26 protein-coding genes are annotated in these 24,640 nt (G+C 28.6%); 6 read left to right on the top strand and 20 right to left on the bottom strand.

The annotated features are described in order from the left end of the window. Positions 1-38 precede the first annotated feature (38 nt). Positions 39-491: a methylated-DNA--[protein]-cysteine S-methyltransferase gene (locus GRQ01_RS03385; protein ID WP_158334431.1), complete on the top strand. Its 453-nt coding sequence runs from the start codon at positions 39-41 to the stop codon at positions 489-491. Here the strand turns inward: GRQ01_RS03385 and GRQ01_RS03380 are convergent. From GRQ01_RS03380 to mobB, 5 genes are read right to left on the bottom strand one after another with little or no spacing between them, the layout of a single operon-like run. Next, a complete protein-coding gene (locus tag GRQ01_RS03380; RefSeq protein ID WP_158334430.1) occupies positions 483-1,424 on the bottom strand; it encodes a hypothetical protein in 942 nt (313 codons plus the stop codon). The genes GRQ01_RS03385 and GRQ01_RS03380 overlap by 9 nt on opposite strands. A gap of 2 nt (positions 1,425-1,426) precedes the next feature. After that, positions 1,427-3,307 carry a methionine--tRNA ligase gene (metG, locus tag GRQ01_RS03375; protein WP_158334429.1) on the bottom strand — a complete coding sequence of 627 codons (1,881 nt, stop codon included), beginning with the start codon at positions 3,305-3,307 and terminating at the stop codon, positions 1,427-1,429. A gap of 9 nt (positions 3,308-3,316) precedes the next feature. Further along, complete coding sequence (locus GRQ01_RS03370) at positions 3,317-3,520, bottom strand: hypothetical protein (protein ID WP_158334428.1); 204 nt, start codon at positions 3,518-3,520, stop codon at positions 3,317-3,319. Further along, positions 3,513-4,355: a class 1 fructose-bisphosphatase gene (locus GRQ01_RS03365; protein WP_158334427.1), complete on the bottom strand. Its 843-nt coding sequence runs from the start codon at positions 4,353-4,355 to the stop codon at positions 3,513-3,515. The genes GRQ01_RS03370 and GRQ01_RS03365 overlap by 8 nt, the downstream gene beginning before the upstream one ends. A 1-nt stretch (position 4,356) precedes the next feature. Continuing rightward, positions 4,357-4,845, bottom strand: coding sequence for a molybdopterin-guanine dinucleotide biosynthesis protein B (gene mobB / locus GRQ01_RS03360; protein WP_158334426.1), 489 nt, complete (start codon positions 4,843-4,845; stop codon positions 4,357-4,359). A gap of 93 nt (positions 4,846-4,938) precedes the next feature. Between mobB and GRQ01_RS03355 the strand changes: the two genes are divergently transcribed. Continuing rightward, on the top strand, positions 4,939-5,424 hold the full coding sequence (locus tag GRQ01_RS03355; protein ID WP_158334425.1) for a hypothetical protein: 486 nt from the start codon (positions 4,939-4,941) through the stop codon (positions 5,422-5,424). Here GRQ01_RS03355 and GRQ01_RS03350 read toward each other — a convergent pair. The 3 genes from GRQ01_RS03350 to gltX are packed head-to-tail and all read right to left on the bottom strand — an operon-like array spanning position 5,321 to position 8,522. After that, the gene (locus tag GRQ01_RS03350) at positions 5,321-6,895 is read right to left on the bottom strand and encodes a lytic transglycosylase domain-containing protein (RefSeq protein WP_158334495.1); all 1,575 of its coding nucleotides are present in this window, start codon (positions 6,893-6,895) and stop codon (positions 5,321-5,323) included. The genes GRQ01_RS03355 and GRQ01_RS03350 overlap by 104 nt on opposite strands. Before the next feature lie 47 nt (positions 6,896-6,942). Then, positions 6,943-7,224, bottom strand: coding sequence for a YggT family protein (locus GRQ01_RS03345; RefSeq protein ID WP_158334424.1), 282 nt, complete (start codon positions 7,222-7,224; stop codon positions 6,943-6,945). 2 nt (positions 7,225-7,226) lie between these two features. Then, the gene (gene gltX, locus GRQ01_RS03340; RefSeq protein WP_158334423.1) at positions 7,227-8,522 is read right to left on the bottom strand and encodes a glutamate--tRNA ligase; all 1,296 of its coding nucleotides are present in this window, start codon (positions 8,520-8,522) and stop codon (positions 7,227-7,229) included. A gap of 87 nt (positions 8,523-8,609) precedes the next feature. Between gltX and GRQ01_RS03335 the strand changes: the two genes are divergently transcribed. Both GRQ01_RS03335 and GRQ01_RS03330 read left to right on the top strand, forming a co-directional pair. Further along, positions 8,610-9,731: a metallophosphoesterase gene (locus GRQ01_RS03335; RefSeq protein WP_158334494.1), complete on the top strand. Its 1,122-nt coding sequence runs from the start codon at positions 8,610-8,612 to the stop codon at positions 9,729-9,731. Continuing rightward, entirely contained in the window at positions 9,728-10,528 is an 801-nt protein-coding gene (locus GRQ01_RS03330; RefSeq protein ID WP_158334422.1) for a phosphatidylserine decarboxylase, read from the top strand. The genes GRQ01_RS03335 and GRQ01_RS03330 overlap by 4 nt, the downstream gene beginning before the upstream one ends. Here the strand turns inward: GRQ01_RS03330 and GRQ01_RS03325 are convergent. Genes GRQ01_RS03325 through GRQ01_RS03300 form a run of 7 tightly spaced genes read right to left on the bottom strand, consistent with a single transcriptional unit; the run spans position 10,525 to position 16,470 of the window. Beyond that, positions 10,525-10,806, bottom strand: a complete 282-nt coding sequence (locus GRQ01_RS03325; RefSeq protein WP_158334421.1) for a FlhB-like flagellar biosynthesis protein — start codon at positions 10,804-10,806, stop codon at positions 10,525-10,527. The genes GRQ01_RS03330 and GRQ01_RS03325 overlap by 4 nt on opposite strands. Continuing rightward, positions 10,803-12,875, bottom strand: coding sequence for a flagellar hook-length control protein FliK (locus GRQ01_RS03320; protein WP_158334420.1), 2,073 nt, complete (start codon positions 12,873-12,875; stop codon positions 10,803-10,805). The genes GRQ01_RS03325 and GRQ01_RS03320 overlap by 4 nt, the downstream gene beginning before the upstream one ends. After that, the gene (locus tag GRQ01_RS03315) at positions 12,872-14,056 is read right to left on the bottom strand and encodes an MFS transporter (RefSeq protein WP_158334419.1); all 1,185 of its coding nucleotides are present in this window, start codon (positions 14,054-14,056) and stop codon (positions 12,872-12,874) included. The genes GRQ01_RS03320 and GRQ01_RS03315 overlap by 4 nt, the downstream gene beginning before the upstream one ends. Beyond that, positions 14,034-14,537, bottom strand: coding sequence for a hypothetical protein (locus GRQ01_RS07675; RefSeq protein WP_158334418.1), 504 nt, complete (start codon positions 14,535-14,537; stop codon positions 14,034-14,036). Before GRQ01_RS07675 ends, GRQ01_RS03315 begins: the two co-directional genes overlap by 23 nt. Before the next feature lie 3 nt (positions 14,538-14,540). Beyond that, entirely contained in the window at positions 14,541-14,855 is a 315-nt protein-coding gene (locus GRQ01_RS03310; protein ID WP_158334417.1) for an AtpZ/AtpI family protein, read from the bottom strand. Beyond that, entirely contained in the window at positions 14,852-16,126 is a 1,275-nt protein-coding gene (gene hemL / locus GRQ01_RS03305; RefSeq protein ID WP_158334416.1) for a glutamate-1-semialdehyde 2,1-aminomutase, read from the bottom strand. The genes GRQ01_RS03310 and hemL overlap by 4 nt, the downstream gene beginning before the upstream one ends. Next, the gene (locus GRQ01_RS03300) at positions 16,123-16,470 is read right to left on the bottom strand and encodes a c-type cytochrome (RefSeq protein WP_158334415.1); all 348 of its coding nucleotides are present in this window, start codon (positions 16,468-16,470) and stop codon (positions 16,123-16,125) included. Before GRQ01_RS03300 ends, hemL begins: the two co-directional genes overlap by 4 nt. Positions 16,471-16,549: 79 nt before the next feature. Between GRQ01_RS03300 and folD the strand changes: the two genes are divergently transcribed. Together folD and lepB are read left to right on the top strand one after the other, a co-directional pair. After that, positions 16,550-17,398 (top strand): bifunctional methylenetetrahydrofolate dehydrogenase/methenyltetrahydrofolate cyclohydrolase FolD, encoded by an 849-nt coding sequence (gene folD / locus GRQ01_RS03295; protein WP_158334414.1) that lies wholly within the window; start codon positions 16,550-16,552, stop codon positions 17,396-17,398. A 9-nt stretch (positions 17,399-17,407) separates the two neighbouring features. Then, positions 17,408-18,256: a signal peptidase I gene (gene lepB, locus GRQ01_RS03290; protein WP_158334413.1), complete on the top strand. Its 849-nt coding sequence runs from the start codon at positions 17,408-17,410 to the stop codon at positions 18,254-18,256. 14 nt (positions 18,257-18,270) lie between these two features. Here lepB and GRQ01_RS03285 read toward each other — a convergent pair whose 3' ends face one another. The 5 genes from GRQ01_RS03285 to GRQ01_RS03265 all read right to left on the bottom strand — a co-directional run bounded on the left by GRQ01_RS03285 (position 18,271) and on the right by GRQ01_RS03265 (position 24,169). Continuing rightward, positions 18,271-19,431 (bottom strand): molybdopterin molybdotransferase MoeA, encoded by a 1,161-nt coding sequence (locus tag GRQ01_RS03285; RefSeq protein WP_158334412.1) that lies wholly within the window; start codon positions 19,429-19,431, stop codon positions 18,271-18,273. Then, positions 19,428-20,684, bottom strand: a complete 1,257-nt coding sequence (murA, locus tag GRQ01_RS03280) for a UDP-N-acetylglucosamine 1-carboxyvinyltransferase (RefSeq protein WP_158334411.1) — start codon at positions 20,682-20,684, stop codon at positions 19,428-19,430. Before murA ends, GRQ01_RS03285 begins: the two co-directional genes overlap by 4 nt. Before the next feature lie 83 nt (positions 20,685-20,767). Then, a complete protein-coding gene (locus GRQ01_RS03275; RefSeq protein ID WP_158334410.1) occupies positions 20,768-21,334 on the bottom strand; it encodes an anthranilate synthase component II in 567 nt (188 codons plus the stop codon). Continuing rightward, complete coding sequence (locus GRQ01_RS03270; protein ID WP_158334409.1) at positions 21,331-23,115, bottom strand: bifunctional chorismate-binding protein/class IV aminotransferase; 1,785 nt, start codon at positions 23,113-23,115, stop codon at positions 21,331-21,333. The genes GRQ01_RS03275 and GRQ01_RS03270 overlap by 4 nt, the downstream gene beginning before the upstream one ends. After that, on the bottom strand, positions 23,105-24,169 hold the full coding sequence (locus tag GRQ01_RS03265; RefSeq protein WP_158334407.1) for a tyrosine-type recombinase/integrase: 1,065 nt from the start codon (positions 24,167-24,169) through the stop codon (positions 23,105-23,107). Before GRQ01_RS03265 ends, GRQ01_RS03270 begins: the two co-directional genes overlap by 11 nt. Between the last annotated feature and the right edge of the window lie 471 nt (positions 24,170-24,640).

Below are 24,640 nucleotides of genomic sequence, written 5' to 3'. Positions count from 1 at the left end.
ATCTTTTATTGTAATTGTAACTTTTTAGAGGATAAAAAATGTTTAAAGTTTATTATAAAATGTCTTTATGTTACCTATCTTTACACAGTGATGGAAAATTTTTAACTCGTATTGATTTTTGCAAAGACAATACAAAAGCTAAAAGCTGTGTTGTGCTTGATTTAGCACTTGATGAACTTGATAGGTATTTTGCAGGTAAGCTTAAAAAATTTACCGTTCCGCTTTTATTACAAGGTACGGATTTTGAGTTAAAGGTTTATAAAGCCTTAAAAGATCTTGCCTATGGTCAAACCATTTCTTATAAGGAAATAGCACAAAAAATTCACCATCCTAAAGCTTTTCGAGCTGTGGGAAATGCTAATTCTAAAAATCCCATTCCTATTATCATACCTTGCCATAGAGTGGTTTTAAATAACGCAATAGGTGGGTATAAAGGAGGGGTAGAAATTAAAAAATTTTTGCTTGAACATGAAAAAAATAATTTAAAATAAACTTGGAATTTGATCTTTTTGATTTTCAAATTCTTTTTCAAAATTATAATAATTTTCAAAAATCAAGCAGTATTTAAAATCTTTTATTTTTCTTAAATCTGAGAGTTGATTGTAGGAAAAATCGCAAAATAAAGAGTTTTTACAAGCATTTTTAAAGCCTTTAATATTTTTTAATTTTTCTTTCCAAAATTCAAAAGTATTTTCATTATCACTTACTATAAAGGCTTGAGAACTGCTTCCAAAAGGAACGATTTTAAATTGATTGTTAATAAAGTAAATTTTAAAATCATCCATTTTATCAAGATTAAAGATGATTTTTTGTTTTTTTTCTTTTAAAAAGGCAATGATTTTTGCAAAACCACTAGCATAAAAAAAGGGCAAATGAAGGTTTTTAAAATATAAATTTTCACAAATTAAAGTTGTAAAAAAGCAACTAGAATGGGATAATAATGTAAAATCAACTTGTTTTAATTTATAAGCATAAGCGCAGAGTTTGCTTAAATAATACTCATCATCATAGCAAAAAACAGCATTTTTTTTTGCTTGTATGAGTGTTTCAAAATCAGCGAAAATATTACCTTTTAAAATATTAAAATAAAAAGCCTTACAAAGGCTTAATTCATAAAATTGAAAAAGTAAAAATTTACATTTTTTATCCTCACAAAGAAAACGTAATAATCTTACAAGAGCTTGCTCTAGGTTTTGAACTTTAAAATAAAAAATTTCTTTATCGCTAATTTTTATAGTATTTTCTGTGATTATTGCATAAGCACCTTTTTGTACGGCTTGGATAATTTCTTTTTCATTATTACTAAAGAAAGCAAAGCCTGTTTTGATTTTATTTAAATTTATAGCAAAACCTTCTACGCTTAAAATGCTGCCTTTGTGGATTAAGCTTGCATTTAAAAGTTCGCCAAGATTGCTAATTTGCATTTTTAGCCTATTAAAGAACCATTTTGTACAAGGCTTTGAGGGGTGATTAATACTAAGCTATCTTGGCTTTTAGCACAAAGTATCATTCCATCGCTTTCATGTCCGAAAATTTTAGCTTTTTTAAGATTTGTTAGCACACAAACTTGTTTGCCAATTAAATCGCTTGCTTTATAATATTTGGCTATGCCTGAGAGTACTTGACGGGTTTCTTTATTGTCTAGTTCAAGTTGAAATTTCAAAAGTTTCTCGCTACCTTGAATATTTTGACAATCAAGCACCTTAGCTACTTTAATTTCAATTTTAGCAAAATCATCAATTTTAATTTTAGGATTTTGCTTTTTAATTACTATTTGTTTTTGATTTAAAAGAGGATTTTCTATTTTTGGAAATAAAGGCTCGCAAATATTGGTTTTAAAATCTAAAAGTTCATTATCTATAAGGAGTTTTTTATAATTTGTAGATGAAATTTCAAAATTTAAAGCCTTGGCTACTTTTTGACAAGATTGTGGTAAGACAGGGCTTAGCAAAAGACTTACTTTGGCTAAAATATTAGCACAAAGTCCTATGAGGGCATATGCTTGTTCGTTTTTATTTTCTTTTATAAGTTTCCAAGGTTCGTATTTGCTAATAGCTAAATTAGCAACACCTAAAGCTTTAAAAAGCTCTTCTAAATAACGATTGCATTGTAAATTTTCTAAAAAATCTATAGCTAGGTTTAAATGGTTTTTTGCTTGGTTTAATTCTGCATTATAAAATTCTAAAATATTTTGTTTTGAAATGTTATTTTGAGAATATTTTGCACTCATTCCTATAATACGATTTAATAAATTACCAAATTCATTGCTAAGTTCAGTATTGATGCGATTAATTAGCATATTTTCACTAAAATCTCCATCATTACCAAAAGGTACTTCTTTAAGTAAAAAATATCTAAAAGATTCATTGCCATAAGCTTGTATGATTTCTTGAGGCTTAATAACATTACCTTTAGACTTGCTCATTTTTTCACCTTCTTTAGTCCACCAGCCATGTGCTCCAATGAATTTTGGCAAAGGTAAATCTACACTCATTAAAAAAGCAGGCCAATAAATAGCATGAAAACGCAAAATATCTTTACCCACTAGATGCACGTGTGCGGGCCAAAATTTTGTATTTTTGTCATTATTGATAAAGCCAAGTGAACTTATATAGATAAAAAGCGCATCTAACCAGACATAAATAATATGCTTATCATCATTGATTTGTTTTGGTAGTTTAATACCCCAATCAAAGCTTGTTCTAGTAATAGAAAGATCTTTTAATCCGCTTTCTATAAAATTAATCAATTCTGTTTTTTTGTTTTTAGGTAAGATGGGATCTTTTTGTGTGTACCATCGAAGGATTTTATCTTGATATTTTGAAAGTTTAAAAAAATAGCTTTCTTCTTTTAAAAGTGTTGTTTTTTTGCCACAATCAGGACATAAATATTCATCAATAAGCTGACTTTTAGTAAAAAAACTCTCACATGAAACACAATAATGCCCTTCATATTGATCTTTGTAAATATCCCCTTTTTTCCACATCTTTAAAAACATGGCTTTAACAAATTCTATGTGTTGTGTTTGAGTTGTCCTTGCGTAAATATCATAGCTTATTTGAAGTTCATCCCATAATTTTTTAAACTCAGCACTGATTTTATCAGCATATTCTTCAGGAGTAAAATTTTTTAATTTAGCCGCTTGTTCGATTTTTTGTCCATGCTCATCAGTCCCTGTTAATAATATAGTTTCATGCCCTTGTAAACGATAAAATCTTGCTAAAGTATCAGCTATGATAGTGGTATAAGCATGCCCTAAATGAGGCACATCATTTACATAATAAATTGGTGTTGTAATATAACGCATTATTTTCCTTTAAAAATCAAATCCTCCCTCGGTTTTACCCTTGGACATACTATTATAAACTGCATCTACATAATTTTTTCTTGTTAAACAGGTAAAAATTTCATTACAATTATAACAAGATTTCAAGCCTTTTGAGTTTTGGCAAGAAAATAAAATTGCTTTTTTATTATCTAGGTCTTGTTCGTATTTATCTTTATTTAATATCTCATTCATTATAAACCTTTAAAAGTTTTGTAATTTCATATTCAGATCCAAAAAAACAAGGTGTTGTAGCATGGATGAAATCGCATTTAAGATCAAGTAAAGATTGATTGTTTCCATCGCTTGTTTTTCCACCAGCTTTTTCTATAATATAAGCCAAAGGAAAGACTTCAAAAAGCATGCGAAGTTTCCCTTGTGGTGCATCTTGGGTAGCAGGATAGCTAAAAATTCCTCCCCCTTTTAATAAAATTTGATTAATATCGCTTACCATAGCACCTGAGTATCTTAAACGATAGCCCTCATTAAAAAGACTTTTAATAAAAGCTTTATGCTTATGATCCCAAAATTTTTGCGTCCCTCCTGTGGCGTTGATTTTGCCTTTTTCACTCATGATGAGTTCTTTAATGAAGATAAAATTATGATTATTATCAAGACGATAAAGTTTTGGAAAATCTTGGCAAATTACAAGTTCTAAGCGTGATCCATACGTGCTATAAATAGCTGCTTTTAAATTTTTAGCCTGAGCTTTTTCTTCATAGATAGCAAAAATAGATCCTATGGTAAAATTAACATCCATCAAACTTGATCCATCTAAAGGATCATAAGCAACTATGAATTTAGCATTTTCATTAAGCGTTAAAATCTCATCTTTTTCTTCGCTAATAATGGCTTTAATACTAGGGCATTGACTTAAGGTTTTTGTTATGATTTCATCACTTAAAACATCAAATTGAAGTTGCTTATCTCCTGTAAAATTATGGTTTTGACTATAATTAGTATCAGGGAATTTTAAAGCATTAGAAATTTCTAAGACTGCTTTTTGTATGTGAAAAATAAGATCTTGCATTTTATAATTCTCCTTGTAAATTTTTAGCATTTTTAAGTATATATTGATAGATTGTTTCTGTATCATTTAAATCAAGCCAAATTAACTCAGAAGAAATTTTTTCATAACTTGCAATAGCATCAGAAAAGTTAAAATAACTTTCATCAATTTCTTTGCAAAACACACTAATTCTTGGTAAAGCAAGGGTTTTTAAGCCCTCTACTAGACAAATATTAAAATCAGGCATTAATTTTAAAGCCTGTAAAATATCTTTAGCTTCATGTGAAAAAAAAGTCGTTCTACTAGGACTTAATACCATCACTTCAGCCCCGCTTTGAAAGAATTTAAAACTGTCTTTGCCGCTATAATCAAATTGTGCTTTATCACTAGGATCGTGTTTGATGATGAGAACTTTTAAATTATCTTTCATAGATCTTTTTGCTATTTTTTCAATGAGTGTGGTTTTTCCTGAATTTGAAGGACCGCTAAAAGCCATGATAAGTTTTTTCATAAATATACTCTTGAGTTTTTAAATAAATTATATCTTTTTAAACTAAAAAATAGGGTAAAAAAGCTACAATATTGCAAAAAATATGGAAAAAAGATGAAAATTTGTATTTTAATTTTAAGTATTTTTTTAATGGGATCTTGTTCTTTAAAAGAACAAGCACTTATAGATACGAATTTAAAATCCCAAACTTTAATGTTCACTCAAAAATATAAAATCACACAAGATAAGCTTAATGCTATTGTAAGTATGTCATATTTAAATCCTGTTTTAGATAATGCAAGTAAGGATGATATTTTTGCTTTGACTTTTACTCCTAATACTTTAGAAATTCACAATTTAGAGGTTTTTATCAACAATAAAAAAGCTCATATTGCAGTGCTTGATAATGCCTATTTAAAATATCTCATACAAAATAATTATACTTATTATTTTAAAGTAAGCCTTCCTGGAGTTAAGGAAAAAAATAAGCTTTTAGCTAGGATTTGTTTAAATCATCTGCCTTGTTTTGAATTAAATTTTCAAAAATATCCGAAATCTTTATACTATCGTTCAGAAGATATCGATATACAATATAATTAGCTAAAACTTTTTTTCCATAAACCCTGCTTTCGTGATAAGGGACTAATTCCATTGATAAAAAAGGTTCAAATTTACCCGGTTTAAACATATCTTCTCTTGCAAGCATACGGTTTGTAAAACCTATACCACCATTATAAGCATAAGCGGTAAAAAGCGGTGATTTTAACCTTGTTTCTAAATAATCTAAATGATGGTTTGCAAAATAATACGCAACTTCAGGTTTAAACATAAAATCTTGATCAAAACCAGGGATTTTTAATTCTTTTTCTCCTATATGATTAGCTAAAAAGGGCATAAATTGCATCATACCTAGGGCATAAGAAACTGAAATAGCAGTAGGAATAAAGCGGCTTTCTTGTCTAGCAATAGCTAAAATTAAAGCCTGTCTTGTCGTATTATAATCTTTGATATTTTCATAATAAGGCATGATGAAATAATGTTTTTTAAAATTATTTTTTCGTTCTAGTATATAGGTGTAAATGGGTAGGGTTTCTTGGGTGTTAAATTCTTTTGCTAAAACATCAAGTTCGCTAGCATTAGCATCGCGTATTTGCTTGCTAAGTTTTTGCCAGGCAAAAGGATCTTGCATATTAAAATTACTGTTTTTTTTGCTTGGATTTAAACTTTCTATTTTTGGAAAAGGTGTTTTGGTAAGTTCTTTAGCATAAAGACTATAAATGTTTAAAGAAGGGCTTTGGGCTAAGGTTTTTAAATCTTCCTTGTTGTTTTTGATAAACCACATCCAAAATATAGCATTGTCTTTGTTGCTTTGGTTTTTAAAGGTTTGGGCTGCTTTTTTGAAAAAATTATAAGCAAGTTCACTTCTATCATAAGTTAAAGCATTAACGCCTAAATAAAAAGCACTATCTTCATTCACAAGTTCAGGATTGATTTCTAGCATGGAGTAACGGAATTTAGGATTTTCTTTTTTAATGATAATATTTTGTATAAAATTTTTAAAAGCTACGTGAGAAGATAATTTATTGATTAAAGTGGCATTTAAATCTAAATCATATTTTTTAGAATAATTATAAAGCTTAAAAAAGCCATTAACATCTTCTTTTTGGACTATATAAGCCATGGGATTAGAGCTATTAAAAGCTAATAATAAATTAACCAAATCAGGCCTTTGTCCTTGAAAAACTTGAGCTAAATTGCTTCTGTCTTTAGAATCTAAGCTTGCTATAAAAACAAGAGAATTTAATCGCACGCTTTGACAAGTTAAATTCGCATCTAAGATGGTATTGGTTGTATAAGTATAACATTGAGCGTACTTAGGATTAATATAAGGTTTTAAAGGAATGATTTTTTCAAGTTCTGTTTTTATTTTTCCTATATAGCGAAAAATATGAGAATTTAAATCTTGTGCATCTTCTTTATCGATAGCTTTTTTTTCTAAAAGCCTGTAAATGTAATAATCTTTAGCTAGGGAATTTTCTTTTTTTTTGAGTTGTTCTATATCATATTGCATAGTATTAGCATATGAAAAAATTAACAATAAAGCCCATAATTTTTTTTTCACAATATACCCCTTACAATATTTTGGAGGAAAATATCAAGAAAATTTAAGGCTAAAACAATAAACAAAGGCGCTAAATCTATATTTCCTATACGGGCTGGAATTTTCCTAGCTAAAACATAAGCAGGATAACTAAGTTTATATAAAATTTGCACTATGGGATTATAAGGATCAGGATTGACCCAACTTAAAAGAGCACTGATAATGATAATCCAAATATAAATATTAATAATTATATGAAATATTTGAAAAATCGAAATAATAAAAGAATCAATAATCATAATTAAATCCTTGCTAATTCATAAATAAATTGTTTAATATAAGGATAAAGTTCATTAAGTTCTGGACCATGAGTATTTCCAGTAAGAATTATCCTTAAAGGCATGAAAAATTTTTTACCTTTTAAAGCACTTTGATTTAAAAGTTCGTTTTTAAAATCTTCATAATTTTCAAAACTTTGCATTTTTTGCAAAATATTTTTTAAAATCACACATTCTGTGGTGAATTCTTTATAATCTTTAGCACTAAAAATAGCTTGTATTTTTTCTTTAAGTTCTTTAAGAGTACTTGCTTCTTGAGTATAAAATTTAGCAAGTTTGGCTAGATTTTTATCGCAATTTAAAAGTTTATTAAGCTCTTCATCGGGCATTTTTTTTATATGCTCGCGGTTAATTTGCAAAAGTTTTTTAAAATCAAATCTTGCAGGAGCTTTAGAAACTTTAGCGATATCAAACCACTCAATGGCTTCTTCTAGAGTAAAAATTTCATGAGGAGTTTTATTACCTAGTATGATAAGGTAATTTGCAATAGCACTTGGTAAAATTCCTTGTTCAAGCAGCCACTTTACAGAAGAATGTGCCTCTCTTTTACTCATTTTTGTATTTTCTTCATTTAAAATGATAGGCAAATGCGCATAAGTTACAGCATAATTATAATTTAAACTTGCACGGATATGTTCTTGTTTTGGAGTATTAGAAACATGATCTTCTCCGCGTATGATGCAAGTTACATTTTCAAGCATATCATCCACTGCGCAAGCAAAATTATAAGTAGGGGTTTTATCCTTACGCATAATAACAAAAGAGTCTATATTTTCAGGAGTAAAACCAAGTTGACCTTTTATAAGATCTGTAAATTTTAGAGTATGATTGGGTTTTTTAATGCGAATGACAAAGGGTTTTTCACATTCTAAAAGTTCTATATGTGATAAATTTTCACAAGTACCATCATAACGGTAAGCCTTGCCTTGTTTTTTAGCAAATTCTTTTTTAATCTCAAGTTCTTCTTCGGTGCAAAAACAGGCAAATGCCTTTTTTTCGCTTACAAGTTTTAAAGCCATTTGGCGATGGAATTTCAAATTTTGACTTTGTATATAATAATGTTGCCAGCAAATACCAAAAATTTTTAAAATTTCTTTGATTTCTTCTTCTTTTCCCTCTATATTCCTGGCTTTATCTGTGTCTTCAATGCGTAAAATAAAATCTGTATTTTTTTGTCTTGCACAAATATAATTAAACAATGCCACACGTAAATTTCCTATATGCATATCACCTGTTGGAGAAGGTGCAAAACGATACATTTTATAACCTTTAGTTTTATTAAAAAGTTTTATTATAACAAAAAAATTTATATGGATATTTAATTTTTGCTTTGTTATAATTGTTTTATGATGTTTTTAATTTTTTCTTTTACTGTATTATTGATTTTTGGCTTAGCAAATGTTTATATTTATAAAAGACTGATTAAAAAAATAGTTTTTTTTAAATATTTATATAAGTTTTTTGCTTTTGTATTTATTTTACTTTTTTTAGCTCAAGCATTATTTTTAATATTTCGCAAAGATGAATATTTAAGCGATATGTGGTATGAAAGCTTAGCTATGCTTTATGCTCCAACTTATGTTTTGTTTTTTGTAACTTTAGGGCTAGATTTTATAAAGCTTATTTTGGCTTTCAAGGGTAAAATTTATGAAAAAGGCAATATATTTTGGCGTTTGTTTTTAGAGTTTGGACTTCTTATTTTAGCAGGATTTTTAATCTATAGCAGTATTAATAATGCTTTAAAAATACCTGAAATTCGTAATGTTGATATAAAGATTGCAAATCTTAAACAAGATTTAAAAATAGCTTTACTCACAGACATACATTTAGGCAAGAATTTGCATGAAGATTTTTTAAAGAAACTCATTGCCAAGGTCAATCTAGAAAAACCTGATATGGTGGTTATAGTAGGGGATTTAGTCGATACTGATCCTAAAAAATTAGGATATATTTCAAAAATTAATGATTTTAATTCTACTTATGGGACTTTTTATGCTTTGGGTAATCATGAGTATTATCATGGAGTCAATCAAGTTTTAGCTTTGCTTAAAAAGCATACTAATATGAAGATTTTAGTAAATGAAAATTTAGATTTAGGAGATATAAATATCGCAGCTATTGCAGATTTAGAAGGTCTTAAAAAAGGCGTATTAGCACCTGATTTAGCAAGGATAAAGCTATATTTAAATACAAGTAAACCAAGCATCTTACTCACCCATCAACCTAAAGCAGCCTTGCTTTATGATTTAAGCAATTTTGATCTTATTTTAAGCGGACACACGCACGCAGGACAAATTTTTCCTTTTATGTTCATAGTTAAACTTGAGCAAGGTTTTATCCATGGGCTTTATAAATTAGGAGAAAAAACCAAGCTTTATGTTAGTAGTGGAGCAGGGTTTTGGGGACCAAGCCTTAGAGTATTGGCTTCAAGTGAAATTGCGATCTTAGATTTAAAAGGAGAAAAATGAATTTTTCAAAGCAAAGTTCAAGACTTTTTGGCCTTATAGCAGGCTATAAATTCCCTAAATTCATACAAAAAATAATCAATCAAAATTATGTAAATTATTTTAAAATTAATATGAGTGAATTTAAAGTTCCTAGTGAATATGAGAGTTTAAACGCGCTTTTTACAAGAACTTTACAAATTCCAAGAAAACTTGATGAAGGTTTTATCAGTCCAAGCGATGGTAAAATTTTAGCTTGTAGTACGACTTTTTTGGCTAATGAAGAACATTTTGCTTTTTCTATTAAAGGCTGTACTTATAGTGTTGAAGAACTTTTAAAAGATAATTTTGAAAAAGAAGAATTAAGCAATGGGCTTGATTATATCAATATCTATCTTTCTCCAAAAGATTATCACCGTTATCATAGTCCTTGTAATATGCAGATTTTAAGTGTAAGTTATACTAGTGGAATGCTTTATAGTGTTAAAGAAAATTATTTACAATATATTAGTAATTTATATATAAAAAATGAAAGAGTAAGTTTAAAATGTAAAAATGAAAAAGGTATTTTTTGGCTTGTTTTTATTGGGGCACAAAATGTAGGAAAAATACGTTTTAATTTTGATCCTAGCATACAAACAAATGCAAAAAATTCCCATAATTTTACTAGAAAATATGAGAATTTAACCCTAACAAAAGGTGAAGAATTAGGGAATTTTGAACTAGGTTCTACTATAGTTTTAATTTCTCAAAAAGGACTTTTTAATTTTCAAGTTAAAGCAGGGCAAGATATTAAATTTGGAGAGAAAATTTCTGATTAGTTTTTAGGCGTTTTATTTGCCATTTGATAAATAAAAGCAAAAATTTCAGCTACAGCTTTGTACATATTAGGCGGGATTTCATCGCCTAAGTCGAGTTTGCTTAAAATTTCTATTAAATCTTCATCTTCTTTAATGGGAACACCATGTTCTTTAGCCAAAGAAATGATTTTAGCTGCGCTTTCACCTTTGCCACTTGCAAGGACTTTGGGAGCGGAATTTTTTTCTTTTTGATAGCCTAAGGCTACTGCTTTTTTAATAGATCTTTTAATCTTATTCATACTTTTTTATCCATGCCTATTTCAAGATCTAAGTTTTTCATATTTCTTGTGTCTAATTTATTTCTTATAATATCACCTATAAAGAAATTAGCACTTAAAAGTCCTGTTTTATTAATATTTTTTTTAAGTTCATGGGCATTTTCATAAATGGTTTTTCTAAAGTCTTTATTTTCTGCCATGATGTTAATGTCTATGTATTTTTCATTATTAAGTGAGACCAGGACTTCTAAATTTCCAAGTTTAACAAATTCTAATTTGATTTGAGCAAAAAATTTATCCTTTTTTCCGCGTCTAAATATAATCCTAGAATCATTTAAATCATCCCAAGCAAAAGGTAAATAAGTATTAATAGAATCGTTTGCTAAAGACATGAGTTGGTTGATTTCTAATTGTGCTAAAAGACGATTAGCTTGATTATAAATGGCTTCATTACCTTCGTTTTTGGCTAAATTAGAGATTTGCAAAAGCGTAGATTTTACATCATGATGCAAAGATTGTGCTATATCTTGATCAGTTTTGGGTTTAATTTGTGCTAAATCTTTCATACAAAGATCAAGCTTATGTTCGAGAGCTTTTAATTCTATTTGATTTAATCTTGCATTATGAATAGGAGCTTCAAGTTCTAATAAACTTTCATTAATTTTTCTAGAAAGATTATTTAAATTTTTACTTAAATCTTGCACTTGAGTTAAATCCATATTTTCTGCACTAAATGCTAGATTTTTTATAATATTTTGTTCGATACTCTCTTGATTTTTTAAAAAATTTTGATTAGTTTGCTGGGTATTTTGAGTAAAATTTGTTTTAGGATATTCTTTAAATTCTTCAGATAAATTTTTGTTGTTTTGATGATTTTCTTTGAGAATATTTTTAGGATTTGGAAAATCATTTAAAGTATTTTTTAGATTTTGATCTTGCTTTGTATTTTTTATTTCATCATTATTTTTTTTATGTTCATAATCTTTATTTGTTTGTTTGGTATTATTGTTTTCTTGTATTTTTTCTTGTTCTTGGCTTGTTTGACTATCTTGAGTGCTTGGAAACTTGGGTTGATTTTCTTTGTTTTCTTTTTTTATATTTTGATAATTATCGTTTGAAAAATTATTTTCAATCTGCTTTTTAGGCGTGTGATTTTGAGGTTTTAAATTGATTTTATTTAAAATATCTTTAAGACTGTGTTCTAATTTTTCAAAGGCTTTAGCGCTTTGTTTAAGGATATTTGTATTTTTTATCATGAGATTTTCTGGTTTGTTTAAGGCTTTAAAAAACTCGTGTTTTATAGAAGTTAATTCTTTTAAAATTTTATTGCTTAAAGTGGCGATCTTTTCTTGGGCATGGATTGGATTTTTACTGATATAATTTTTATAATTTTCTAGTTTAGAAATGAGTTTTAAAAGGGGTTTAAAAGAACTTTGATTTAGAATTTGTTTGTTTTCGTTTTTATTAGAATAAAGAATATTTTTTAATTCTTTTAAAGCATCTTTGGGATTTAAATTTGTATTTGCAAGCTGTGCTATTTGAGCACTTAAGGATTGATTGCTAAGTCTTTTAATGGTGCTTAAAAGAGCATGAAAACTTTTAGGTAATAATTCTTCATTTAAAGCATCTTTTAATTTTGCTTCTAAAAATATTCCTGAGTTTTGAAATAAAGGTGCAAGATTATTATTTTTTATTTCACTAGCAGGTTTTAAGATCGGGGCTAGTTTGTCTAAAACTTGAGTGAAAGTATCATTTTTTGCAAGTTCTGTGCTTAAAGCTTTTAATTCATTAGCAAAATTAGGAGCTAAATTTAAATTTTGTCCTTGTTTAAGTATAGGAGAATGGGGGTTTTTTTGCGCATTAATTTGATTTAAGAGTTTATGGATAAGTTCTTTTAATTTAGTGCTTGTTTCGTTTTGGAGGATTTGGGTTAGTGTTTCTTCATTTTTTAGGCCTAAATTATGCTTTAAAGTTTGTGCAAGAATGTCTTTGGAATTTTCCTTGGGCTTTGTTTTGTCTTTTAAATTATCAGGTTTTAAATCCTTTTTTTGTGTATTAGAAATTGGGTTGTTAAGCTGGGTATTAATCATCTAGTCATACCATAATTTTGATCTTTTTTTTCTAAATTTTTGTTTAAGATGTTAGGTTTATTGATAGCAAAAAGGATTAAAAATCCTAAGCAAATTATATAAAACCAAACAAAACCTTTAATTTCAAAATATTGCATTAAAATTCCTAAAATAAAAGGGCCTAATAAGGATCCTAAAGAATAGCAAAAAAGCACTCCACGTCCTAATTCTACGCTTTTATTTTTATTAATTAACATATCATTTGCTCTAGCAAGGGCTAAAGCGTATAAGCAAAAAATCCCTATACCTAATAAAACCGCTAAAAGGTATTGTAAATATAAATTAAGTTTAAAAAAAGCAAAAGCAAGCATAGTAATAAAAGCTATGCTAGAACAAATAATAATAGCAAATTTTCTTCCCATTTTATCTGAAATGATTCCCATGATAGTTTGTGCAAAAAAGCCACCTAAAATTCCGCAAAACATGAAATAAGACACAGACTTAGCATCAAAACCTTGCAAAAGTATGAATAAAGATGCCATGGAAAAAAAACCATTAATTAGCATTCCAGCTATAAAACTTGTCATAATAGCTAAAGGCGCGATATCAAAAATTTTTGGTATAGAAATAGGGCTTGGAGCTGGTAAGATGGGTTCTTTTATTTTTATAAGATTTAAAGGTAAAGAAGAAAGTAAGATCAAGGTTGCACTTAGTATAAAAACACTGTGTTTGCTTAAATTCAAAGCTATAATTAAAATACCTAATCCAAAAGCAAGATAAAAAACAATTTCATAAAATCCTAAAATCCTTGAACGAACGGCATTTTTGCTTTTTTCATTAAGCCATGATTCTATGACTAGTAAAAGCCCATAATAGCAAATTCCTATAAGAAATCTTAAAACAGCCCAAAAAATCAAATTCTCACTCACTGTATGCAACATGGCTGAGATTCCAAAAACAGCACCAAATAAACCAAAAGATCGTATATGACCTATGCGAGAGATGACTTTATGTGCGCTTATAGTCCCAACAAGTGCGCCTATGAAAAAACAAGAGCTTATTATCCCTACGGCTAAAGAGCTTGCACCATTTTCTTTTAATATAACGCCTATTGAGCTTACGATTAAAGCATTGCCTGCGAACAAAAACACCATACCGACAAAAAGTGCTGTCATTGATTTAATAATTTTTTTTGGACTCATATTTTTTTATATATAAAATGAAAATAAACACACAAATTAGCAAGGATGAAATTCCACAAATATAAGCTAAGATATTAAGGCTATCTTGGCGGTGTAAGAATAAAAATCCAGTAACTAATACCATATAAGCTATAAGTTTAAAAAGAGTAAAAAACACAGTAAAAAAATGAAATTTATCTTTAATACTTAAGCTTATGTCTTCTTGAACAACTTTAAAACAAACAATTTTTGGAAAAATTGTTTGTTTTTTTATAAAAATTGATGGAATTGTTTTGAACTTTTCTCCATAAATTTTCGATTTTTTTATTATAACTTTTTTATAGTTTAAATAAGAGGTATAAACAACCAAAAAAACGCTAAAAAAAGCTATTTCATAACTTAAAACTATATCCCATTCCAAATGATTTGTAAGTAAAAAGATAATCCAAAAAAATAAATGAACAATAACAATAATATTTAATAAAACTTTTTTGTGTTGCATGGCTTAGCTTTTCTTTTTAATTTTTTTAATAAAATCATCCCTTTGTTGAAATTGCATATAGCTTTTTACTTGACTTTTATAAGCTTTATAAACATTAAGTATTGTAGCACTAATACCCCAAAATACCCCTAGCCAAAAAAGCCAAGGATAAGGAGTGAATTTTTTAAGCAAATAGCCTATGCCTATACCAATTAACACAGCAACAACCATAGAAATTCCAAGACTTAGACCATGGGCTGCTTGAAGAGTTGTGTTAAAAATTTTTTGTTTTTTATTTTTTATACTATAAAGCTTTTCTTTTTTAGGTTCATCTATCATATTTTTTTAAAACTTTCTTGAACAGCTTGTAAGGTTGTATCTATGATTTTTTTGTCCATTTTTGAACAAATAAAGCCTGTTTCAAATTGCGAAGGAGCTAGATAAATCCCATTTTCAAGCATGTTTTTGTGAAATTTTGCAAATAATTTAAGATCAGATTTTAAAGCATCTTGATAGTTTAATACGCGATCTTTATTAAAAAAATATCCAAACATAGATCCAACATGACAAACTTGCAAGGCAAATCCTTTTTCATCGGCTAATTTTTTCATTCCTTGAGTGAGTCTTTGGGCTAATTTACCAAGTTTTTCATAAAGATCACTTTTCTTTTTAGCCTTTGTAATACTTGCAATACCTGCTGCCATTGCTAAAGGATTGCCGCTTAAAGTTCCTGCTTGATACACTCCGCCTAAGGGGCTTAGAATATCCATAATTTCTGCTTTAGATGCAAATGCAGCCGCTGGCAAACCTCCACCTATAACCTTGCCAAAAGTGACTATATCAGCTTGAATATGATTGATTCCATAAGAACCAAGATATGAAGCTCTATACCCACTCATAACTTCATCAAAAATGAGTAAGGTTTCATTTGCTTTACACAGTTTAAAAAGTTCTTCTAAAAATTCTTGTTCAGCAGGGATTAAACCCATATTTCCAGCAATAGGTTCTATAATAACACAAGCAATGTCTTTGTTTTTTTCAAAAAGCTCTTTGACATTTTCTATATTATTGTATTGGGCTATTAAAGTATGTTTAGCCACATCTTCTAAAACGCCTAAAGAACTAGGAGAATTAAAAGTAGTAGCACCGCTTCCTGCACTTACTAATAAAGAATCAGAGTGTCCATGATAACACCCTTCAAATTTTAAAATTTTATTTTTTTTAGTAAAACCACGTGCAAGACGGATAGCACTCATGGTGGCTTCTGTGCCGCTATTGACAAAGCGAATTTTATCTAAATGAGGAAAATCAGATAAAATGAGTTGGGCAAGTTCTGTTTCTAATAAAGTAGGAGCACCAAAACTTGATCCATTTTTAAGGGCTTTTTGACAAGCTTTTTGTATATCTTTATCACAATGTCCAAAAAGCAAAGGTCCCCAGCTTTGCACATAATCTATATAAGAATTTCCTTCTATATCGAAAATATAAGCATCCTTTCCTTTAGAAATGAATTTGGGCTTGCTTTGAACATTTGCAAAAGCACGCACTGGAGAATTCACTCCACCTGCTATAAATTTACATGCTTTTTTAAAGGCTTTTTCATTAGTCATTTTTCTTCCTTGCTAAATTGCTTGATATAATTATATAAAGTCATAACTTCATCAGGGGTTAAAGAATAATTTGGCATGATAGATTTTGTATTTTTATTTTGATTGAGGGAATTTTTAAAAGCTTCAAAGCTAAGATTTTGTATATTAGGGACTTTATAGGCTGTTTTGACGCCATTTTTTATATAATATCCTAAAATTTGCTCACTTCCATCTATACCGTGGCATTCTTTACAGCTAATACCTCTTGGGTTTTCATAAAGCATCTTAGAATACTCTTTAAGTGTAATAAAATCAGCACTTAAAAGTTTAATACTTAATAAAAAAGATATTAAAACGATTTTCAAAGTTTTACCTTGTTAATGAAGTTTTAATATGATACAATTTTTACTTTAAAAAAGCGATAAATTTATAATAAGGAAAATGATGATTTTACTTGATGGTAAAGTTTTAAGTACCAAAATCAAAGAAGAAGTAAAAGAAAAAAATCAAGCTTTGAAAAATAAAGGCATTCAAGCTTGCTTGGCTGTTATTTTACTAGGAGATGATCCTGCAAGTCAAACTTATGTCAATTCTAAAACTAAAGCCTGCGAAGAATGCGGGATAAAATCTTTATTTTATCATCTTAGCCAAAGCACAACCCAAAATGAACTCTTAGCATTGATTCATACCTTAAACCATGATGATAGCATTCATGGAATTTTAGTCCAGCTTCCTTTACCTAGCCATATTTGTAAAGACTTGGTGCTTGAAAGCATAGCGAGTAATAAAGATGTTGATGGTTTTCATCCTATTAATGTGGGCTATTTAAATTTGGGTTTACAAAGTGGTTTTTTACCTTGCACTCCTTTAGGAGTGATGAAGTTATTAAAAGCTTATGAAATTAATTTAGAGGGTAAAGATGCTGTGATTATAGGGGCTTCAAATATAGTCGGTCGTCCTATGGCTACTATGCTTTTAAATGCAGGTGCTACAGTAAGTATTTGTCATATTAAAACTAAAAATTTAAGTTTTTATACAAAAAATGCTGATTTAATTATAGTGGCAGCAGGCTGTGTAAATTTATTGCGTGCAGATATGATTAAAAAAGGAGCTATTGTCGTTGATGTTGGGATTAACCGTCTTGAAAATGGGAAAATAATAGGAGATGTAGATTTTCAAGAAGTGGCTAAAAAATGCAGCTATATCACTCCTGTTCCAGGTGGGGTGGGTCCTATGACTATAGCCATGCTTTTAGAAAATACTCTTAAATCAGCTAAAAACAGACTTAATTAGGAAAAATAAATGGAAATTTTAAAAAAATTATACAGATTTTCTCAGTCTTGGACAGGGACTGTGGTGATCGTTCTTTTGGTGATTTTTTTCTTTATACAAGCTTTTGTTATACCTTCAGGTTCTATGAAAAATACTTTATTGGTGGGGGATTTTTTATTTGTTAAAAAATTCAGCTATGGTATTCCAACCCCTCATATTCCTTGGCTTGAACTTCCTGTTTTGCCTGATTTTAATAAAGATGGCCATTTAATTAAAGCAAAAGGTCCTCAAAGAGGAGATATAGTTGTTTTTAGAAATCCTCGCAATAAAAAAGAACATTTCGTAAAACGCTGCGTAGGGTTGGGTGGAGATAGAATAGTTTATTCTAATAAAACCCTTTATGTAAGAATGCATGAAGGTGATGATTTTATGAAAGAGCATTATCCTAATGATCTTGTAAGTTTTGCTGGTCAAATTTATGTGAAAGAACCTTATAAACAAAAAGGAATTCATTATGATCCTAATAAAGATATAGAAAGTGATATTATGCGTTTTCTTAGCATAGGTGATTTTGCTATGTCTCCAACTTATTTTAAAGAACTTGGCAATTATATAGGTTTTAGTGGTGGTAATGCTTATGTTTTTGATGTTCCTGAAAATGAGTATTTTATGGTAGGAGATAATAGGGATTATTCTTATGATAGTCGTTTTTGGGGTTCTGTTCCTTATAGCTTGATAGTAGGAAAGCCTTGGTTTGTGTACTTTTCATGGGATCAGAATAAAAATGTACGCTGGGAGAGAATAGGGCGTTTTATTGACACTTTAGAAAATGATGAAAAATACATTCATGATCATGATGATGAAGATAAATTAAGCTAAAATATTATTTGAAATTAGATCTTTAAAAGTCTAATTTCATCTCCTTGTTTTAATTCACCTGTATCTTCATCACTAATAAGCAAAAATTCGCTTCTAATTAAAGGAATTATCATTCCTGAGCCAAAATTATTATCATTAAAAGGAATAAAAACATCTTTTTTTAAATTTCCTAAGATAAGATTATTTCTTCCTTTTTTTAATTTTAAATCTTTGCCCATTTTAGCATAAAAATTCAAAGGATTTTCTAGATTTCCACTCAATAAAGCAATGATTTTTTTAGCAAAAATAAAACAAGCAAGATAAGCTGCCATAGGATTACCAGGCAAAATAAGCACTATTTTTTTATCTTTTTGATAAAGTTTAGTAGGCCTTGTAGGGCGTGCTTTTAAGCCCTTAAAAAGTGCAGTAAAACCAAGTTCTTTTAAAGCTTTTTCCATGAAGTCAGCTTCTCCTATACTTGCACCGCCTGAGGTGAGCACAAGATCAAAATCAGCTTGTTCTAAAGCCTTTTTAGTACTTAAAAAATCATCTTTAATAATGCCTAAATAAGCTGCGTTTTTAAACATATTTATCAAGGGTAGGGCATTAGCATTATAAATGCTTTTTTCATCGCATTCTTGCCAAGGTTCTTTAAGTTCATTGCCACTTGAAAAAATACCTATGCGAATTTTTCTTAGAACTTCTATTTTATAAATTCCTTGTGCGGCTAGAAGGGCTATGTGTTTTTCATTAAGCTTGGTGCCTTTTTTTAATAAAAGTTCATTTTGTTTAACCTCTTCTCCTTTGTAGCGGTAGGCATTGTATTGTTTAGGAATTTTTTTGATGATAAGTTTATTATTTTGTATGCACTCATCTTCAAGCATTAAAATAGTATCGGCATTTTTAGGCATGATTGCCCCAGTCATGATTTTATAACACTCGTTTTTTTTAATTTCATAAAATTTCTTATCCCCTGCAAAAATTACCCCTTTGATAGTTAAAGGTGCATTTAAATCTGCATAATTAAAAGCGTAGCCATCTAATGCAGCATTATCAAAACTAGGGAGATTTTTTTTTGCATAAAGATCTTTGATTAAAACCCTATCTTTAGCCTCTTCAAGGGTGATAAATTCGGACTCATTTAAACTTGAAATTTGATTTTCTAAATCTTTTAAAGTTTGAAAAATATTTTTCATTCTTCAAGCCTTGTGATTTTAGCACCTAGGGCTTTGAATTTTTTTTCTAAATTTTCATAGCCGCGATCTAGATGATAAATTCTATGAACCTTACTTGTACCCTTAGCTGCAAGTGCTGCTAAAATAAGTGCGGAAGAGGCCCTTAAATCTGTAGCCATGACATCAGCGGCATTGAGTTCTTTATCTCCTACTATAGTGGCAATATGTCCATTAAGTTTAATATCTGCACCCATTCTTAAAAGTTCACTTACATGCATAAAACGGTTTTCAAAAAGTTTTTCATCAATAATGCTTGTCCCTTTAGCTTTTAAGGCTAAAGCCATAAATTGTGCTTGCATATCGGTTGGAAAACCAGGATATTCGCTAGTCATAATCTCTACAGGTTTGATTTCCTTAGCAGGAAATAGGGTGATATTGTCGTTTTTAGCTAGGGTTTGAAAGCCCATTTGATGAAGCTTTGCTAAGACTGCACTTAAATGAGAAGTATTGACCTTATTAAGAGTGATTTCAGAATTAGTAATGGCTCCTGCACAAAGATAAGTGCCTGCTTCAATCCTATCAGGTATAACACTAATTTTTTTAAATTCTAAAAGTTCTCCATCAGTGCCATAAATTTCAAGCTCATCTGTGCCAATGCCTTTTATTTGAAGCCCTGCATCAGCTAAAACTTCGCAAAGTTGGACCACCTCTGGTTCTTTAGCAATATTTAAAAGTCTAGTTTTGCCTTTAGCTAAAGCTGCGGCCATGATGATATTCTCACTGCCTGTAACTGTGATTTTATCAAAAAGTATTTCACTGCCTTTTAATTTTCCATTAGCTACGACATAGCCTTGTTTTATTTGTATGTTAGCACCCATTTTTTCTAAAGCTAAAAGGTGTAAATCAATAGGCCTTTGTCCTATAGCACAACCCCCAGGTAGGGACACTTCACAATGCCCAAAACGAGAAAGCAAAGGACCCAAAGTAAGTATAGAAGCGCGCATTTTGCGTACTATGTCGTATTTAGCTATGGTTTGGTTTAGGGTATTTGTGTTTAATAAAGCATTATTGTTTTGAAAATTTATCTTAGCTCCTAAATTCTCTAATAAAGATAAAAGAGTTTTAATATCAGCTACATTAGGAACATTATCAAGTTCTACTTCATTTTTAGCAAGTATACTTGAAACAATTAAAGGCAATGCGGCATTTTTAGCCCCACTTATGGTGATATTTCCGCTTAAATGATTTATCCCTTCTATTTCTAAATAAGTCATATTTTTCCTCAAAAAATTTTAAAAGTGTAGTATTATAACACTCTCAAACTTTTGAAAAAATATAATCAAAATAGATTTATATATTAAAGTTCCATGAAATTTTTAAGCAAAATTTTACCTTTTTGGGTTAATATGGCTTCAGGATGGAATTGTAAGCCATAAATATCATATTTTTTATGCTTGATTGCCATGATGATGTTTTGAGAATTATGCGCTAGAATTTTGCATGATTTAGGCATAGTGCTAATGTGTAAAGAATGATACAAGCAAATTGGATTTTCTTTTTTTATACCTTTAAAGAGGGGATCTTTTTTAAAATAAAGTTTTGAAATTTTACCATGCATGGGTTTTTCCATAGGAGAAACTTCCCCGCCAAAAACCTCGGCTATACATTGGTGTCCTAAGCAAATACCTAAGATTTTTTTCTTTTTTTTAAAATATTTAATGGCTTTTAAACTCATTTTAGATTCTTTAGGAGAATTAGGACCTGGAGAAATGATAAGATGGGTAAAATTGAATTTTTTTAATTCTTTAGCCTTTTTAAAGCTATCATTTTTTATAACTTTACAATCATAACCAAGCTCTTTAAGATAATAAACAATAATGTAGCTAAAAGAATCATAATTATCAATAAATAGAATTTTTTTCATGATAATTTCACCTTCTTTAAGCCGCGTACAGAATTAATACAATAAATATTATTAGCTTCAATCAAGTCTTGCTTAAAAAGAATTTTTTCTTCTATAAGCCCAAGTTTTAATAAAAAATTTCTATAAACTCCATTTAACATACCGCTTTGAAGTTTTGGGGTGTAAAAACAAGAGTCTTTTTCTAAGATTATATTGCTTCTACAGCCTTCACAAAGTTCCTCTTTTTCATTGAAAAAAGCTATATCATAACATAAATTTTGCTTCCATTTATAGCTATGCTTTTCATAAAAAGTGCGTAAAGAGCTTTTATGAAATAAATTATCACTTTGAGAATAAAGTCTTTTAGAACTTAAAAGCAAAATATCGCTAGAATTAGGTTTTAAAATGTCTTGTTTTAATTCATATTTTCCATCTTTATATAAAATAAGTTTTAAAATCCCTTCTTTATAAGGGTTTTTAAAAGGCAAATTAAAATCACATAATAAAGCATGTTTTGTATGAAAAATAAATTCATCAAGCTTTAAAAGGGCTAGATTTTCGTATTCTTTATAAGAATTTTTTGTATTTAAAGGTTTGTTAAAATCTTCAATAAGTTTTTTTGTATTAAAATTGAATTTAAATGCTGAGTTTATCAGCCTTTGTAAATGTGCTTTTAAAAACAAAATTTGAGAGTTTTTAAAATACATAGTTTCAAAAAGATAAAAATCATTAGGATTTAAAATCACACTTTTAAGCTTAAGTTCTTCAAATTCTTCTTGCATTGAAGAATCCCAAACCAATCCGCTTCCTGTGCTGTATTGATAAGTTTGATCTTGTTTTTCTAAAGTGCGTATGGCTACATTAAAAGTGGCTTTATTTTTATGAACAATACCTATGCAACCACAATAAATTCCACGTTCTCTTTGCTCTAATTCTTCAATAAATTTTATGCTTTCAAGTTTTGGTGCTCCAGTTATAGAACCACAAGGAAAAAGGGCTTTAAAAATTTGATATAAAGAAATATTTTTTTTAAGCTTGCCTTTAATACTTGAAGTCATTTGATGTAAAGTAGGGTGAGTTTGAATTTCAAAAAGCTTAGTTTTAAGGCTATTTTTTGTAATAATCTTTGAAAGATCATTGCGTAAAAGATCGCAAATCATCACATTTTCACTGATGTTTTTTACATCATTTTTTAAAAAGATTTTATTGTTTTTATCTTTTATGGGATCTTTATCACGCTTTATAGTGCCTTTCATAGGTTTTGTGATAATTTTTCTGTTTTTAACTTTGAAAAAAAGTTCTGGAGAAAATGATAAAATTTCTCTTTTTCCATCTTTAATAAAAGCTTTAAAAGAAGTGTTTTGCCTAGAGAGTAAAAGTTCAAAAAGTTTAAAAGAATCCATTTTGCTTTTAAAGGCAAAACTTTGAGTAAGATTTAGCTGATAAACCCTGCCTTTAGCAATAGCTTTTTTAACTTGCAAGAATTTTTTTTCATAATTTTTTTGATCTAAAAAACTTATAAATTCTGGTACAAAGCGTTCTTGATCTGAAATTTCGTGTTGAAATTTTTTCTTTTTAGCGAAGGCAAATACAGATAAATAGGGTTTTTTACTCGTAAGATTTTTATCTTGAAAATATTTATACATTTCATAATCAGCCAATACTAAAAAATAAAAATCATTTTTATGTTTTTGTATAAATTGAAAGCATTTTTTATTTTCTTTATGATTAAAAGCTCTTAAAATGTGTTTAAGATCGTAATAAAAATATTTTCCAAATACACTAAAATTTTCAAGAATCATTTAATTCCTTTGCTACTTGTGCGGCGAGTTTGAGTTTTTCATTATTAAAATGCGTATAAATTCTTGAAGTATTTAAACTAGCATGGCCTAAGGCTTCTTGGACTAAAATCAAGTCTTTTTGTTTTTTATAAAGTAGGGTTGCAAAAGTATGGCGTAGCATGTGCGCACCGTTTTTTTGCTTGCGTATGCCTGCACGAAACAAAAGCTGTTCAACAATACGGCTTATATAAGATTGAGTTAAAGCAGTGCCTTTTTTATTTACAAAAAGCAAAGCATCCTTGCTCATATAATTAATATTAACATGATTTAATAAATCTTTAATAAGATCTTTTTTTATCATTACTACACGGTATTTATTGCCTTTAGCACGTATTCTTATGATGTAAAGATCATTTTCTTCACTAATGTCTCCCATTTTAATATGGATGGCTTCACTTACGCGTATACCTGTAAAAACAATGATTTTAATAATGAGTTTATTGCGTATGGTATTTTGTTTAAAATCAGCATTTTCTACAGCATTAAGAAATTTTTTCACTTCTTCTTCACTCATAAATTCGGGTAATTTAACGCCTTTTGATCCTGATATTCCGGCCCAATTTTTAAGGTTGATATCAAAAATATGGGCTTTTTGATCTTCTTCATTTTGTTTATCTAAAAAATTAAAAAAATTAATCACTGCAATACGATAATTTTTCTTACTAGCATCAGACAAAGATCCTGTTATACTTGCTAAAACCTCCACAATCAATTCTTCATCGATTTGTTTTAAAGAATGCAATTTATAAAAATTTAAATACTCAAATACCTTTTTTAAGGGATTAAAATACGTATTAACTCCATTTAAACCCGCATTTCTTGCTTTTTTTGCTAAAGCATCAAGTTCTTCTATATTATTTACCCCTTTAGAAAGACAGAAATTGATTTCTGTTAAGGTCTTAGGATTTTTTAACTCTTTATTAGATAGAGAATTTAATTTGAATTTAATATATTTTGTAAGCCAAAATAAAAAAGATTTTGCGAAATTCTCTTCGCAATCTAAAGGGTATTTCATCAATCATCCTCAAAGTTTTATTTTTTATGGAAGATATTTTAATATGAACTTAGTAAAAGCTTTTTTAAGTTTTTATAAAAATATCAAATTTATTTTTATAGCAATCATAAAAAAATATGATAAAAAGTAAAAAATGGCTTTATTTTATAATTTTGTATTGAAAACTGTAATTTTCAAACTTTTTTATATATTATCAAAATCCAAATACTCTAGCCTATAAAAGTATGTATATTTCATATTTTGCAAGTTTTACCTTTTGGATATTTTCAACTTATCCATAAAATATAATGTAAAAATTTAATCATTTTATTTTGTAAAAATAAAAATTCTTATTAAAGATTAAAATATATGATTATTATCAAAAAATACAGTATTTTATTCTTTAAGATAATTAAAATAAGATTTAAAAGCTTAATGAAGTTAAATTATTAAAAAAAGGGTTTTTAAAAATGCAAAACTAAGGTAAGAAAA

The sequence above is a fragment of the Campylobacter bilis genome (genome assembly GCF_016806695.1).
Classification (GTDB): domain Bacteria; phylum Campylobacterota; class Campylobacteria; order Campylobacterales; family Campylobacteraceae; genus Campylobacter_D; species Campylobacter_D bilis.
Note: the sequence above shows the minus strand (reverse complement) of the source record. Positions and strands in the feature narration are given on the sequence as shown.

Excerpts from the sequence above, each read along its gene's own strand:
- murA (WP_158334411.1), bottom strand. The coding sequence starts at position 20,684 with ATGACTTATTTAGAAATAGAAGGGATAAATCATTTAAGCGGAAATATC.
- GRQ01_RS03370 (WP_158334428.1), bottom strand. The coding sequence starts at position 3,520 with ATGAATGAGATATTAAATAAAGATAAATACGAACAAGACCTAGATAAT.
- GRQ01_RS03275 (WP_158334410.1), bottom strand. The coding sequence starts at position 21,334 with ATGAAAAAAATTCTATTTATTGATAATTATGATTCTTTTAGCTACATT.
- GRQ01_RS03345 (WP_158334424.1), bottom strand. The coding sequence starts at position 7,224 with ATGATTATTGATTCTTTTATTATTTCGATTTTTCAAATATTTCATATA.
- GRQ01_RS03325 (WP_158334421.1), bottom strand. The coding sequence starts at position 10,806 with ATGAATAAGATTAAAAGATCTATTAAAAAAGCAGTAGCCTTAGGCTAT.
- mobB (WP_158334426.1), bottom strand. The coding sequence starts at position 4,845 with ATGAAAAAACTTATCATGGCTTTTAGCGGTCCTTCAAATTCAGGAAAA.
- metG (WP_158334429.1), bottom strand. The coding sequence starts at position 3,307 with ATGCGTTATATTACAACACCAATTTATTATGTAAATGATGTGCCTCAT.
- lepB (WP_158334413.1), top strand. The coding sequence starts at position 17,408 with ATGGAAATTTTAAAAAAATTATACAGATTTTCTCAGTCTTGGACAGGG.
- GRQ01_RS03315 (WP_158334419.1), bottom strand. The coding sequence starts at position 14,056 with ATGAGTCCAAAAAAAATTATTAAATCAATGACAGCACTTTTTGTCGGT.
- GRQ01_RS03335 (WP_158334494.1), top strand. The coding sequence starts at position 8,610 with ATGATGTTTTTAATTTTTTCTTTTACTGTATTATTGATTTTTGGCTTA.
- GRQ01_RS07675 (WP_158334418.1), bottom strand. The coding sequence starts at position 14,537 with ATGCAACACAAAAAAGTTTTATTAAATATTATTGTTATTGTTCATTTA.
- GRQ01_RS03385 (WP_158334431.1), top strand. The coding sequence starts at position 39 with ATGTTTAAAGTTTATTATAAAATGTCTTTATGTTACCTATCTTTACAC.
- GRQ01_RS03380 (WP_158334430.1), bottom strand. The coding sequence starts at position 1,424 with ATGCAAATTAGCAATCTTGGCGAACTTTTAAATGCAAGCTTAATCCAC.
- GRQ01_RS03310 (WP_158334417.1), bottom strand. The coding sequence starts at position 14,855 with ATGATAGATGAACCTAAAAAAGAAAAGCTTTATAGTATAAAAAATAAA.
- folD (WP_158334414.1), top strand. The coding sequence starts at position 16,550 with ATGATTTTACTTGATGGTAAAGTTTTAAGTACCAAAATCAAAGAAGAA.
- GRQ01_RS03265 (WP_158334407.1), bottom strand. The coding sequence starts at position 24,169 with ATGAAATACCCTTTAGATTGCGAAGAGAATTTCGCAAAATCTTTTTTA.
- GRQ01_RS03365 (WP_158334427.1), bottom strand. The coding sequence starts at position 4,355 with ATGCAAGATCTTATTTTTCACATACAAAAAGCAGTCTTAGAAATTTCT.
- GRQ01_RS03270 (WP_158334409.1), bottom strand. The coding sequence starts at position 23,115 with ATGATTCTTGAAAATTTTAGTGTATTTGGAAAATATTTTTATTACGAT.
- hemL (WP_158334416.1), bottom strand. The coding sequence starts at position 16,126 with ATGACTAATGAAAAAGCCTTTAAAAAAGCATGTAAATTTATAGCAGGT.
- GRQ01_RS03350 (WP_158334495.1), bottom strand. The coding sequence starts at position 6,895 with ATGCAATATGATATAGAACAACTCAAAAAAAAAGAAAATTCCCTAGCT.
- GRQ01_RS03355 (WP_158334425.1), top strand. The coding sequence starts at position 4,939 with ATGAAAATTTGTATTTTAATTTTAAGTATTTTTTTAATGGGATCTTGT.
- GRQ01_RS03330 (WP_158334422.1), top strand. The coding sequence starts at position 9,728 with ATGAATTTTTCAAAGCAAAGTTCAAGACTTTTTGGCCTTATAGCAGGC.
- GRQ01_RS03285 (WP_158334412.1), bottom strand. The coding sequence starts at position 19,431 with ATGAAAAATATTTTTCAAACTTTAAAAGATTTAGAAAATCAAATTTCA.
- GRQ01_RS03320 (WP_158334420.1), bottom strand. The coding sequence starts at position 12,875 with ATGATTAATACCCAGCTTAACAACCCAATTTCTAATACACAAAAAAAG.
- gltX (WP_158334423.1), bottom strand. The coding sequence starts at position 8,522 with ATGTATCGTTTTGCACCTTCTCCAACAGGTGATATGCATATAGGAAAT.